We start from the raw sequence: 12,293 nt of genomic DNA, 5'->3' as shown, positions 1-12,293 counted from the left end.
CAACGAGAGACCTTACCCATGGCCAAGTGGCTGGTAAAAACCGAACCTTCGGAGTGCAGTATTGACGACTTTGCCGCCAAGTCCGGCGGCAGCATCCCTTGGGACGGCGTGCGTAACTACCAGGCGCGCAATTTCATGGCACAGATGGCGGAGGGTGATGAGGTGTTTATCTATCACTCAAGCTGCAAGCATATTGGTATTGCCGGCATCGTGACCGTCACCCGGAGCGCTTACCCAGACCCTAGTCAGTTTGACCCGGAATCGCCCTACCACGACAGCAAAAGCACGCCCGAGAAACCCCTCTGGCAGGCAGTGGATATGGCTTTTGAACGTAAACTTCCGCGCCTGATCCCCCTTAATGAGCTGAAATCACTGCCGGGACTGGACAACCTGCCGCTGGTCAAAAAGGGCAGCAGGCTGTCGGTGATGCCGGTCAGTGATGAAGAGTGGCAGATTATTCTGCAACAGGTGGCTTAACCACCTGTTGCCCAGAATGACCGGCACTTACTCATCGTGAGGAATTGGATCGGGGCTTCTGTCCCAGCCCACCAGGGCGAGCGTCGCCACAACCCCCAGCAACAAGCCTTGCCAGGGTTCAAAGAACGCCAGCGCCGCGCCAATCAGCACCACAGTGCCCCGTGATGCATTATCCCGGGGTATCGACATGGCGATGTAGGCACAGGCAAAGCCGGTGAGCACCAGAGTCAGGGACAACGCCACGCCCAGCAGGGGCTTGAGCCCAGTCAGTAATGGCAACAGGAAGTAAATGAATGGCAGGCCCATCAGGTAATAAGATGCCAGCCCACTGTGCAGGCTGTTCATGGACTTGGGCCCCTGCTTCCAGCGTTGGACCACGATAACGTGCACGCCGGTCCACACAGCGCCCTGAGTGGGGAAGAACGGCGCCACAATGCCCATGATGGCGTTGCGGATGGACAGGGAAAAGTGGGTACGGTTGAGGTTGATGTCGATGTGCTCGTCCTTGCGGACTTTCAGGCCTTCCCGCAGCACTTCGTTACCGGTGACCAGGTCACCGAACAGGATGATATAGGCAATCAGGGCCAGCGGAATACTCTGGATGATCATCTCTCGTGACGGCCAGCCATTGACCAGTGGCGATGCCTTGGCCAACGCCTCTCCCAACGGCGGCACCACAAAGCCCCATTGGATATCAAAGCTCACCTCACCCACCAGCGGCCCGATAATCGCGGCTGCCAGAAAGCCCGGCAACAGCCCCAGCGCACCCAGGATGAAGAAGAACCGGCTTCGAGCCTTGAGCTTTTGCATAGGCACTGAGAAAGTGAAAATCAGACAGATGGCGCAGGCCAACCCAGTGGCAATTGGCTGCTCCAGCAGGAAACGCTCGGCATCATCCACGAACACCCGCTTGAGTGCGGCAATGGAGGCACCCAGGATAATCCCGGCTTTCAGGGTATCCGGCAACCAGATAATGAATCGCCGCCCCAACCCGGTAATGCCCAGCATCAGAACCAGGGAGGCAAACACCAGACTCAGGGCAGTCATGGCCTGAAACCGGCTGGAGGGGTCGTCGTAACCGCCAATCACAAACGCCAGGATCAGCGGCAGCGCCGGCGTTATCCAGCCCCCCGCGTAGGGTTCGCCGAAAACAATCACCGCAGAGGCAATCAGTGAGGCATGAATCATGGAAAGCGCGACAGCCTCCTCAAAACTCAAACCGAAGAAGGCTGTCATCACCGGTATCAAAGCCAGGCCGGTCGCCGCAGAGACAAAGAGCCCCTGCAGAAACTCCGACCAGCATAACCGGGTGTGGTAGAACGGCACGCGGAAGGTAAACGGGCCCCAGCGCCAGCCGGCTAACTCAGGTCTTTCTGCCATGGGAAGTCACTCTCTTGTATTTGTTGTGAGTCACCTGATTATGGAAACCCTTTCCTCATAGCACGAATGAATAATTCTGATCATGTGAAATAAGCACTGTTTATAAAATGCATGCATCTCTCACAGGCCAATGCTGATCAACATTCAGGCTACCCAATACCCTCTTAGCGCTTTAGAATCCGGCTCCTCGCGAATTTTCTGGAGCCTTTGTTTGCCATGTCGTCCGAACTAAGCCCTGTTTCCGGTTTTGAGCAACTGCGCCGCATTGAGTCCAGCAAACTCTTTCAGGGCGCGGTTATTGCCATCATCATTCTGTCGGCCTTGACCATTGGTGCCAAAACCTACGATGTCCCACCACTGGTAGAGCGAAGCCTGAGCGTTCTGGACAACGCCATCACTCTGTTCTTCCTGGTGGAGATCCTGTTCCGTTTTGGCGTCTGTCAGAACAAGAAACGCTTCCTGTTCGATGGCTGGAACCTGTTTGACACCCTGGTGGTGATCGGCAGCCTGATTCCGCTGGATAACGCCGAAGCGGTGCTGCTCGGCCGCCTGTTGCGAGTGTTCCGGGTGCTGCGACTGGTGTCAGTGGTGCCTGAGCTGCGTTTTTTGATCAACTCTCTACTCAAAGCCATTCCCCGCATGGGCTACATCGCCCTGCTAATGTTCATCATCTTTTACATCTACGCGGCCATGGGCTCCATGTTCTTTGCCGATATTGACGAGTTCCTGTGGGGAGATGTCTCCATCGCCATGCTCACCCTGTTCCGGGTAGCCACATTTGAAGACTGGACTGACGTGATGTACGACACCATGGAGGTCTACCCGCTAAGCTGGATCTACTACCTCACCTTCATCTTCCTGACGGCGTTTGTGTTTCTGAACATGATGATCGGGGCAATACTGGAAGTGATGGGCGAAGAGCAGAACGCCAAGGAAGCCGAGAAAGCCCACGACGAGCGAGACGAAATCGCCCGCCAGCTCCAGGCTGTCCAACAACAGCTCCAGGAGCTGACCAGGCAGATCAGCGAGAGGAAATAGGCGTTTTAGCCAAAGAACGGTTTGGCCATGGCCAGGTGAAGAATCGCGAGCACCTGGGCCAGGGCCAGGATAGAAGCGACAATCCGCACCGGTTTGGCCACGGTGGTTTTCAGAGCAAACACCCCGGCAATAATGTAACCAATCAGCAGCACGATCTTGGCAATCAGCCAGCCCGGCATGGCGTGGATGTAACCGACCACAAACAACAGGGAGATGGCAGACACCAGCAAAATGGTGTCGTTGATGTGGGGAATAAACCGCATCGGGGTTTGCCGCCAGCCCGGTCGACCCGCCGCATCAAGGACCAACCTCAGAGCAAACAGGAGAATCGTCAGGTAGGCGGTGGCCATATGCAGCATCTTCAGCAATACGTAGGCACTCATAGAACATTCCTTTCCTAATCAAAATGATGCTCGCATTGTACGCAAAATACCCCCAAGCAGGTATGGTTTCTCGATCCCATCACCTTTAACATATACTGCATATACATGTATTTGGGAGATTAGTTATGCAGTCCATTCCAGCCTCTCCTGAGCGCGCCTCAGCCAGCGTCAGCCAGCTCTTCAGTTACCCGTTCCGGATTTTTTTCCTGTCCATGACTGTACTGGCTATTGTCGCCATCCCCCTTTGGGTGCTGGAAGTGACCGGTACGGTACGACTGCCCCTGGCCATGCCGGGCCTGTTCTGGCATCAGCATGAAATGCTGTTCGGTTTCCTGTCTGCTGCCATTGCTGGCTTCTTGCTGACCGCCGTGTGTGTCTGGACCCAAACCGACCGAACCCACGGAGCGCTTCTGGCAGGGCTTTGGGGCGTCTGGCTGGCTGGCCGCCTGCTCCTGGCCTTTGGCGGCAACCTGCCGGAGTGGCTGGTACAGGGCGTTAACCTCGCCTTCCTGCCACTGGTGATGATCGACGCCGGCTGGCGCGTATGGAAAGCCCGGCAGAAACGGCAGGTGATGATTCTGGTGGTGCTGGGGCTGCTCTGGCTGATGCAGATCGGCTTCGTAACCCGGCTGGATATGGCCTTCAGCTATGGCGCACTGATCATGGCCATGGCCCTGATCAGCATCATTGGCGGGCGCATCACACCAGCCTTTTCCGCCGGCTGGCTGCGCCAGAGAGGAGGCAACGCCGAGGCCGTCAAAATGATTCCGGCCCTGGATATGGCGGCGGTGTTCTCCATGATCCTGTTGATGGTTTCGCTGGTTACCGGGTGGCAAACGGTAACCGCCATACTGGCGGTGGTGGCTGCCGTGCTGATGCTGGTTCGCCTGGCAAACTGGAAAGGCTGGCTGGTGCGCAGTGAACCCTTGTTGTGGATACTGCACCTGTCCATTCTCTGGGTACCGGTGGCCTTGCTGTTACTCGCCGGTTCTTTGCTGGCAGGCTGGCCAAGCAATGCCTGGACCCACGCCGCGGGTACCGGCGCCGTTGGCTGCCTGATTCTGGGCGTGATCGCCCGGGTCTCCCTGGGTCACACCGGCCGCCCACTGATTTTACCCAAAGGCATGGTTCTGGCTTTTGTGGCGGTGCAACTGGCGGCGGTTATTCGAGTTATCACCGCATTTGATGTCATTCCCTGGCACCCCGGCATCGGCACCAGCACCGCGCTGTGGGTGATCGCCTACACTATCTTCCTGGTTCGCTACACCGGTGTACTGGCCAGCCCCAGAGCCGATGGCCGAGAGGGGTAGAGAGATTCAAAACCCATAGGCGCGACCAAAGTAGCAAGCCTCCCGTGCGAGCACCTTGATGACCATCAAAACAGGATTTCTGCGAACTATTTCCAAACCAAGAGGAACTTCACGCCGGCTATCATCCACTAAAGGTCAATAGCTCTTCTGGCGATAAGCGCTAAAGTAGAAGAAATGATTCTGCAACAGAGACACAGGCAATATGTATCCTGATCACTTTGACAAAGAAGACCTGATCCGCTGTGGTCACGGCGAATTGTTCCCGGGCGACATGCGCCTGCCCATCGATGAAATGCTGATGGTAGACCGCATTACCCACATAGCGGCGGACGACGGTGAATTCGGCAAAGGCAGCCTGGTGGCCGAACTGGACATCAACCCGGACCTCTGGTTCTTCAAAGTGCATTTTCAGGGCGACCCGGTGATGCCCGGCTGCCTGGGCCTGGATGCCATGTGGCAGCTGGTGGGTTTCTTTCTGGCCTGGACTGGTGGCGAAGGCAAAGGCCGCGCCCTGGGTGCCGGCGAAGTGAAATTCTTTGGCCAGGTGTTGCCGACCAACAAAAAGGTTACTTACCGCCTGGACATCAAACGCCTCATCCGCCGTAAGCTGACCATGGCAATTGCGGATGCCCGTATGGAAGTCGACGGCCGGGAAATCTACACCGCCAAAGACCTTCGGGTTGGCCTGTTCACATCTACTGATGACTTTTAGGAGTTAGCACGATGCGTCGCGTTGTTGTAACCGGCATGGGGATTGTCTCCAGCCTCGGAACCAACCAGAAAGAAGTAGCCCAGTCCCTTCGGGAATCCCGCTCCGGCATCGCCTTCAGCGAAGAGGCCAGAGACAACGGCTTGCGCAGCCACGTTGCGGGCAAGATCGACCTGAACCTGTCGGAACTGATCGACCGCAAGATCTGGCGCTTCATGTCGCCGGCGGCTGGCTACTGCTACCTGTCAGCAAAAGAAGCCATCGAACAGGCAGGCCTGACCGACGAACAGGTTCGTGCCAACAGCACCGGTGCGGTATTTGGTACTGGCGGCGCCTCCACCGTGGAGCTTCTGGACGCCATCGACACCCATCGCGACAAAGGCATTCGCCGGGTTGGCCCTTATCGGGTGCCCCGCACCATGGGTAGCGCGATCAACGCCTCCATTACTACCGCGTTCGGTATTACCGGCATCAACTACGGCATCACCTCTGCCTGCGCCACCAGTGCCCACTGCATTGGCCACGCGGCAGATCAGATCGCCCTGGGCCGTCAGGAAGTCATGCTGGCTGGTGGTGGTGAGGACATTCACTGGACTCTGAGCCTGATGTTCGACGCCATGGGCGCGCTATCCACCAAGTACAACGACACACCGGAACTGGCCTCACGCACCTACGATGCGGACCGCGACGGCTTTGTTATTTCCGGCGGTGGAGGTGCTTTGGTACTGGAATCCCTGGAGCACGCAGAAGCCCGCGGCGCCACCATCCTGGCCGAACTGGTCGGCTTTGGCGCCACCTCAGACGGCGCCGATATGGTCGCCCCGAGCGGTGAAGGTGCGGTTCGCTGCATGAAGCAGGCCATGGCGCAGGCTGGCGGTGAGATCAAATACATCAACACCCACGGTACCAGCACCCCGGCCGGTGACATCACCGAGCTGAAAGCCCTGAAGGACACCTTTGGTGACAAGATTCCGCCACTGAGCTCCACCAAACCCCTGTGTGGCCATGCTTTGGGTGCCGCTGGCGTGCACGAAGCCATTTACACCCTGATCATGCAAAGGGAAGGTTTTATTGCCCCGTCTGCCAACATCCAGAACCTGGACGAAGGCGCCGAAGGTTACCCCATCGTTCGGGAACGTCAGGACAACCAGAACCTGGACCTGGTGATGAGCAACAGCTTCGGCTTTGGCGGCACCAACGCCACCCTGATCTTCAAGAAAGTCTGATCAGGACAGCCTGAGCGAGCGATATTCAGCCGGCGGAGTGCCCATCCAGCGCTTGAACGCCCGGCTGAATGCGCTGAGTTCCGAAAAACCAAGCTGTTCGGCAATCTCCACCAGCGGCTTGGTCTTATCCTTCATGTAGGTGATGGCCTGCTCACGGCGCACCTGCTCCAGCAGCGACGCAAACGTCAGCCCCTCTTGCCGCAGCTTCTTGTGCAACGTGTAGCGACTCATGTTCAGCTGCCCTGCCACCGCCTCCACACCCACCTTGCCACGCGCCAACTGAAGCCGGATCAGCACACTGACCCGATTACTCAGTGAACGCTTTGAAACCTCAGGCCCCAGAGGCTCCGATGCCATGCCAATTCCCCCTGCCATTCTGTTTTAATCCACTGTGAAAGTTTGTCAGCGTACACATGTTAGCCGAGATCAATCAATACGACTTTTGAGCAAGATCAATGGCGATGCACTCAGTTTAGGGCAAAATCCACATTTTTCATGATGCCCTTCCTGCAACCACTGATTACCAGAACCACCCGGAGCCCCCATGACCACCCCGGAACTGCTCGCGCCTGCCGGCACCCCCGAACACCTTGAAACCGCTTTCGCGTACGGCGCCGATGCCGTCTATGCCGGCCAACCACGGTACTCGCTGAGAGTAAGGAACAACAGTTTCAAAGACATTGCAGCCCTTGGCGCTGGCATTGAACGGGCTCACGAACTTGGCAAACAGTTCTATCTGGTCTCCAACATTGCCCCCCACAACGACAAGGTACGCAGCTACCTGCGAGACCTGGCGCCAGTGCTGGAGCATAAGCCCGACGCCCTGATCATGTCTGACCCGGGCCTGATCATGCTGGTGCGGGAACACTGGCCGGACCAACCGATCCATCTTTCAGTCCAGGCCAACGCCGTCAACTGGGCCACCGTCGAATTCTGGCGCCGCCAGGGCATCAACCGGGTCATCCTTTCCCGGGAACTGGCCCTGAACGAAATCCGGGAAATCCGCGAAAAAGTCCCCGGGATGGAACTGGAAGTGTTCGTGCACGGTGCTTTATGCATGGCCTACTCCGGCCGCTGCCTGCTGTCCGGCTACATGAACCACCGCGACGCCAACCAGGGCGCCTGCACCAACGCCTGCCGCTGGAACTACAAACCGGTGCAGCACAGCCACGACCAGACCGGCGACCTGATTGCCACCTCCGCGGACGCGGTGGAGACCTTCGAGCCCAAAGAAATCTTGCTGGAAGAGCCCAACCGCCCGGGCGGCTTCATTCCCGCCTACGAGGATGAGCACGGCACCTACATCATGAACTCCAAAGACCTCCGCGCCGTCCAGCACGTCGCCGAACTGGTCAACATGGGCGTCCACTCCCTGAAAATCGAAGGCCGAACCAAAAGCACCTACTACGTGGCCCGCACCACCCAGGTCTACCGCCAGGCCATCAACGACGCCCTCGCCGGCAAACCTTTCGACATGCACATGATGAACGAACTCGAAGCCCTCTCGAACCGCGGCTACACCGAAGGCTTCCTCCGCCGCCACGTACCCCAGGAATACCAGACCTACGAACAGGGCTCCTCCCACCTCGGCACCCAGCAGGTAGTAGGCACCATTACCGATGCGGATGACCGATGGCTCACCATCGACGTCAAAAACAAATTCGCCCCCGGCGACCAACTCGAACTCATCACCCCATCCGGCAACCTGCGCTTCAGCGTCAACACCATGGAAAACCGCCACGGCGAAACCATGGAATACGCACCGGGCAGCGGCCACTTTGTGCGTATCCCCAGGCCCAAAGGCTTGCCGGAATCCCTACAGTTCAGCTACCTGACCCGCATCCTGCCTGCCCACAGCTGACCTCCCGCCTTCGGTCGGCCCTTAGTGCCCTGAGGGCCGATTAAGGTATAATCCCTAATCGACCGATTTAATACCTGACTAAATTACTCTGGTATTGTATAATCACTCGCCAGAAACAACGGGAAAGCGGGCCAGCCAACAAAGCCCCACCCGCCACTCAGGCACCAAGCCCCAGATGAGAGAATTACGGAGCGACGATCATGGCGACCACCGACAACGAGGTGAAAGAGCTGATCAAACGGGAATACGAGCACGGATTCGTTACTGAAATTGAATCCGACACCTTCGAACCCGGCCTCAATGAAGATGTAATCCGCCGCCTGTCTGAAATCAAACAGGAACCGGAATTCATGCTCGAATGGCGCCTGAAAGCCTATCGTCGCTGGCTGGAAATGGACGAGCCGGAATGGGCCCACGTGGATTTCCCGAAAGTGGACTACGATTCCATCTCCTATTATTCGGCGCCCAAGAAAAAAGAAGACATGCCCCAGAGCCTGGACGACGTTGATCCGGAGCTGCTGCGCACCTACGAAAAACTGGGCATCCCCCTGCACGAACGGGCCAAGCTGGCCGGCGTTGCGGTTGATGCCGTTTTCGATTCCGTTTCTGTGGCCACCACCTTCAAAGAACCGCTGGAAAAAGCCGGCGTGATCTTCTGCCCCATCTCAGAAGCGGTACAGAAGTATCCGGAACTGGTGAAAAAATACCTGGGCAGCGTGGTCCCGGCCGGCGATAACTACTTCGCCGCCCTCAACTCCGCAGTGTTCTCCGATGGCTCCTTCGTATACATCCCGAAGGGCGTCCGCTGCCCCATGGAACTGTCCACCTACTTCCGGATTAACGCCGCCAACACCGGCCAGTTCGAACGTACCCTGATCATCGCCGAAGAAGGCAGCTACGTAAGCTACCTCGAAGGCTGCACCGCTCCGATGAGGGACGAAAACCAGCTGCACGCAGCGGTGGTAGAACTGGTCGCCCTGGACGACGCCCAGATTAAATACTCCACCGTACAGAACTGGTATCCGGGCGACGAAAACGGCAAAGGTGGCATCTACAACTTCGTCACCAAGCGCGGCGCCTGCATCGGCAAAAACTCCAAGATCTCCTGGACCCAGGTAGAAACCGGCTCCGCCATCACCTGGAAATACCCGAGCTGCGTACTGCGTGGTGAGAACAGCGTAGGCGAGTTCTACTCCGTCGCCCTCACCCACAACTACCAGCAGGCCGACACCGGCACCAAGATGATTCACCTTGGCAAGAACACCAAGAGCACCATCATCTCCAAGGGCATCTCCGCCGGCCGCAGCTCCAACGCCTACCGCGGCCTGGTGAAGTTTGGTCCAGGTGCAGAAGGCGCACGCAACTTTACCCAGTGTGACTCGCTGCTGATCGGCGACCGCTGCGGCGCCCACACCTTCCCGTACATCGAAAGCAAGAACAAATCGGCCATCGTGGAGCACGAAGCCACCACCTCCAAGGTCAGCGACGAGCAGATGTTCCTGTGCCGTCAGCGCGGTATCGACCCGGAGCAGGCAGTGTCCATGATCGTGAACGGCTTCTGTAAGGAAGTGTTCAAGGAGTTGCCGATGGAGTTCGCCGTGGAAGCCGGCAAGCTTCTGGAAGTCAGCCTTGAAGGCTCCGTTGGTTAACGAGACGGCATACACACAAGTATCACGGAAGCCGTCAGGGTGTCCCTTCCGGGATCGTCAAAATCAGGGATGATTTTGTCGAGCGTACAGGGACGTATTCACAGCGTATCCCGGAAGGGACACCCTGATGGCTGACTCCCCCAGAATTTGGGGCGGACAAAGAATTCAGACGGTTAATAGAGAGAAGCGTACAAATGCTGAGCATCAAAAACCTGCACGCCTCCGTTGAGGGCAAAGAAATCCTCAAGGGCATCAACCTGGAGATCAAAGCCGGGGAAGTTCACGCCATCATGGGCCCGAACGGTTCCGGTAAGAGTACCCTGTCACAGGTTCTGGCAGGCAACGACGCATTTGAAGTCACCAGCGGCGAAGTCACCCTCAATGGCGACAACCTGCTGGACCTGGAAACCGAAGAACGCGCCCGCGAAGGCATCTTCCTGGCGTTCCAGTACCCGGTGGAAATCCCCGGCGTCAGCAACCTTCAGTTCCTGCGCACCGCCGTGAACGCCATGCGCAAGCACCGGGGTGAAGAAGAAATGAACGCCGCGGAATTCATGAAACTGGCCAAGGAAGTCTCCAAACAGGTAGACCTGGACCCGGCGTTCCTCAAGCGTGGCGTCAACGAAGGCTTCTCCGGCGGCGAGAAAAAGCGCAACGAAATCATGCAGGCGCTGCTGCTCCAGCCGAAACTGGCCATTCTGGACGAAACCGACTCCGGCCTGGACATCGACGCCCTGAAAGTGGTGTCCGATGGTGTTAACGCCCTGCGCTCCGAAGATCGCGCCATTTTGATGGTGACCCACTACCAGCGCCTGCTGAACCACATTGTGCCCGACTACGTGCACGTGCTGGCCGGCGGCAAGATCATCAAGTCCGGCGGCCGTGAGCTGGCCCTGGAACTGGAAGAGAAAGGTTACGGCTGGCTGGGCATCAAAGACGAAGACACCAGCAACTGATCAGGAGGTCGCGGAATGAAATCAGTACCCACGCTTTCCAGCGCCTTCCTGCACCCGGCCGGGCAATCTTTGCCGGAGCCGTTGCTGGCGCTGCGTAAACAACGGGCCAGCGCACTGGTGGACATGCCACTGCCGACCCGAAAAACCGAGAACTGGAAGTATTCAAGCAAGTACCTGAAGCTGGCCGACGATATGGCCATCTCCTTGCCCGCTGAAGGCAAAGGCGGCAACAGCCTGGCGGTGCCGGGTTACAAGGTTGTTTTCAACAACGGTGTGATGATCCCGGAAGCCAGTGAATACCCAGACCTGAACGGCATTATCATCCAGAGCTTCAGTGACCTGGATGAAGACGATGCCAAGGCGGTGTCACTGCAACTGGGCAGCACGCTGGACCACGATCAGGCACAGTTCGCCCGCGTGAACGGCGCCCGCTTTGAGGACGGCCTGTTTATTCGCCTGGCGCCAGGTGCCGTGCTCGACCAGCCGCTGTTTGTGATCCACGAAACCACTGCCGATGCCAGTGGTTCGGCCTATCCGCGCATATACGTGGAAGCCGGTGCCAACAGCCAGATGACGCTGGTGGAGGAATACATTTCCAGTGGTGACGCAAGTGCCCTGGTTAACACCGTTACCGAATTCAACCTGGCTGATGGCGCCAACATCACCAGCATTCGCCTGAACATGGAAGGCGAGAACGTTCAGCACATTGGCGCCACCGGTGTTCTGCAGCAGCGCAGCTCCCGTTTCGAAAGCCACTGCGTGGGCTTCGGCGGCCCGTTGCGTCGGCACGACCTGCAGGTTCGCCTGGAAGGTGAAGGGGCCGAAACCAAGCTTAACGGTGTGGTGGTTACCCAAGGCAAACAGCATTACGACAACCACACCTCCATCGACCACGTGGCCGCCCACTGCAACAGCGAAGAGACCTATCGCAACATTGCTGCGGACCAATCCCACGCCATCTTTAACGGCCGGATTCATATCCACCAGGACGCCCAGAAGTCCAACGCGGATATGAACAACAAAAACCTGCTGTTGTCTAACGGTGCAGAGATCGATACAAAGCCGGAACTGGAGATCTATGCGGACGACGTCAAGTGCGCACACGGTGCCACAATCGGTCAGCTGGATGAAACCTCGGTGTTCTATCTGGTATCCCGCGGCATTGGCCGCCGGCAAGCCAACGTGTTGTTGACTATGGCGTTTATCAACGAGCTGGTGCAGCAGATTCCGGTGGAAGCCGTGCGCGAAACTGCCCAGGCGCGGCTCAACGATTTCTTTGAGCAAACCTTTCAGGAGGCCTGAGG

The 12,293-nt window shown here is 57.7% G+C and carries 12 protein-coding genes; 9 read left to right on the top strand and 3 right to left on the bottom strand.

Going from position 1 to position 12,293, the window contains the following annotated elements; genetic code table 11:
* Positions 1 to 18: 18 nt before the first annotated feature.
* Positions 19 to 477 carry an EVE domain-containing protein gene (locus ACZ5Q2_RS08030; protein WP_432210257.1) on the top strand — a complete coding sequence of 153 codons (459 nt, stop codon included), beginning with the start codon at positions 19 to 21 and terminating at the stop codon, positions 475 to 477.
* A gap of 27 nt (positions 478 to 504) precedes the next feature.
* Here ACZ5Q2_RS08030 and ACZ5Q2_RS08025 read toward each other — a convergent pair whose 3' ends face one another.
* Complete coding sequence (locus ACZ5Q2_RS08025; protein ID WP_432210258.1) at positions 505 to 1,857, bottom strand: hypothetical protein; 1,353 nt, start codon at positions 1,855 to 1,857, stop codon at positions 505 to 507.
* Between the two features lie 216 nt (positions 1,858 to 2,073).
* On the opposite strand from ACZ5Q2_RS08025, the gene ACZ5Q2_RS08020 reads away from it, so the two are divergent.
* Positions 2,074 to 2,895: an ion transporter gene (locus ACZ5Q2_RS08020; protein ID WP_106694665.1), complete on the top strand. Its 822-nt coding sequence runs from the start codon at positions 2,074 to 2,076 to the stop codon at positions 2,893 to 2,895.
* Positions 2,896 to 2,900: 5 nt separating this feature from the next.
* On the opposite strand, the gene ACZ5Q2_RS08015 is transcribed toward ACZ5Q2_RS08020, so the two are convergent.
* Entirely contained in the window at positions 2,901 to 3,278 is a 378-nt protein-coding gene (locus tag ACZ5Q2_RS08015) for a SirB2 family protein (protein WP_058092613.1), read from the bottom strand.
* A gap of 125 nt (positions 3,279 to 3,403) precedes the next feature.
* Here ACZ5Q2_RS08015 and ACZ5Q2_RS08010 point away from each other — a divergent pair, with 125 nt between their 5' ends.
* From ACZ5Q2_RS08010 to fabB, 3 genes are all read left to right on the top strand, one after another.
* Complete coding sequence (locus tag ACZ5Q2_RS08010; RefSeq protein WP_432210259.1) at positions 3,404 to 4,588, top strand: NnrS family protein; 1,185 nt, start codon at positions 3,404 to 3,406, stop codon at positions 4,586 to 4,588.
* Between the two features lie 202 nt (positions 4,589 to 4,790).
* Positions 4,791 to 5,300: a bifunctional 3-hydroxydecanoyl-ACP dehydratase/trans-2-decenoyl-ACP isomerase gene (gene fabA / locus ACZ5Q2_RS08005; RefSeq protein ID WP_061332961.1), complete on the top strand. Its 510-nt coding sequence runs from the start codon at positions 4,791 to 4,793 to the stop codon at positions 5,298 to 5,300.
* An 11-nt stretch (positions 5,301 to 5,311) separates the two neighbouring features.
* Complete coding sequence (fabB, locus tag ACZ5Q2_RS08000) at positions 5,312 to 6,523, top strand: beta-ketoacyl-ACP synthase I (RefSeq protein WP_061332962.1); 1,212 nt, start codon at positions 5,312 to 5,314, stop codon at positions 6,521 to 6,523.
* Here the strand turns inward: fabB and ACZ5Q2_RS07995 are convergent, their stop codons facing one another.
* Positions 6,524 to 6,880, bottom strand: coding sequence for a helix-turn-helix transcriptional regulator (locus ACZ5Q2_RS07995; protein WP_061332963.1), 357 nt, complete (start codon positions 6,878 to 6,880; stop codon positions 6,524 to 6,526). It abuts the gene before it with no gap.
* A gap of 187 nt (positions 6,881 to 7,067) precedes the next feature.
* Between ACZ5Q2_RS07995 and trhP the strand changes: the two genes are divergently transcribed.
* The 4 genes from trhP to sufD all read left to right on the top strand — a co-directional run bounded on the left by trhP (position 7,068) and on the right by sufD (position 12,291).
* Positions 7,068 to 8,384, top strand: a complete 1,317-nt coding sequence (gene trhP, locus ACZ5Q2_RS07990) for a prephenate-dependent tRNA uridine(34) hydroxylase TrhP (RefSeq protein ID WP_432210260.1) — start codon at positions 7,068 to 7,070, stop codon at positions 8,382 to 8,384.
* A 200-nt stretch (positions 8,385 to 8,584) separates the two neighbouring features.
* A complete protein-coding gene (gene sufB, locus ACZ5Q2_RS07985) occupies positions 8,585 to 10,033 on the top strand; it encodes a Fe-S cluster assembly protein SufB (RefSeq protein WP_152439006.1) in 1,449 nt (482 codons plus the stop codon).
* Between the two features lie 194 nt (positions 10,034 to 10,227).
* The gene (sufC, locus tag ACZ5Q2_RS07980; protein WP_072676366.1) at positions 10,228 to 10,989 is read left to right on the top strand and encodes a Fe-S cluster assembly ATPase SufC; all 762 of its coding nucleotides are present in this window, start codon (positions 10,228 to 10,230) and stop codon (positions 10,987 to 10,989) included.
* A 15-nt stretch (positions 10,990 to 11,004) separates the two neighbouring features.
* Positions 11,005 to 12,291 carry a Fe-S cluster assembly protein SufD gene (gene sufD, locus ACZ5Q2_RS07975; RefSeq protein ID WP_106694659.1) on the top strand — a complete coding sequence of 429 codons (1,287 nt, stop codon included), beginning with the start codon at positions 11,005 to 11,007 and terminating at the stop codon, positions 12,289 to 12,291.
* Positions 12,292 to 12,293: the final 2 nt, after the last annotated feature.

This window comes from Marinobacter alkaliphilus, from assembly GCF_055394375.1.
Note: the sequence above shows the minus strand (reverse complement) of the source record. Positions and strands in the feature narration are given on the sequence as shown.

Coding starts and splice junctions, on each gene's coding strand:
- trhP (WP_432210260.1), top strand. CDS start 7,068: ATGACCACCCCGGAACTGCTCGCGCCTGCCGGCACCCCCGAACACCTT.
- sufC (WP_072676366.1), top strand. CDS start 10,228: ATGCTGAGCATCAAAAACCTGCACGCCTCCGTTGAGGGCAAAGAAATC.
- fabA (WP_061332961.1), top strand. CDS start 4,791: ATGTATCCTGATCACTTTGACAAAGAAGACCTGATCCGCTGTGGTCAC.
- ACZ5Q2_RS08015 (WP_058092613.1), bottom strand. CDS start 3,278: ATGAGTGCCTACGTATTGCTGAAGATGCTGCATATGGCCACCGCCTAC.
- sufD (WP_106694659.1), top strand. CDS start 11,005: ATGAAATCAGTACCCACGCTTTCCAGCGCCTTCCTGCACCCGGCCGGG.
- ACZ5Q2_RS08030 (WP_432210257.1), top strand. CDS start 19: ATGGCCAAGTGGCTGGTAAAAACCGAACCTTCGGAGTGCAGTATTGAC.
- ACZ5Q2_RS08025 (WP_432210258.1), bottom strand. CDS start 1,857: ATGGCAGAAAGACCTGAGTTAGCCGGCTGGCGCTGGGGCCCGTTTACC.
- sufB (WP_152439006.1), top strand. CDS start 8,585: ATGGCGACCACCGACAACGAGGTGAAAGAGCTGATCAAACGGGAATAC.
- ACZ5Q2_RS07995 (WP_061332963.1), bottom strand. CDS start 6,880: ATGGCATCGGAGCCTCTGGGGCCTGAGGTTTCAAAGCGTTCACTGAGT.
- fabB (WP_061332962.1), top strand. CDS start 5,312: ATGCGTCGCGTTGTTGTAACCGGCATGGGGATTGTCTCCAGCCTCGGA.
- ACZ5Q2_RS08020 (WP_106694665.1), top strand. CDS start 2,074: ATGTCGTCCGAACTAAGCCCTGTTTCCGGTTTTGAGCAACTGCGCCGC.
- ACZ5Q2_RS08010 (WP_432210259.1), top strand. CDS start 3,404: ATGCAGTCCATTCCAGCCTCTCCTGAGCGCGCCTCAGCCAGCGTCAGC.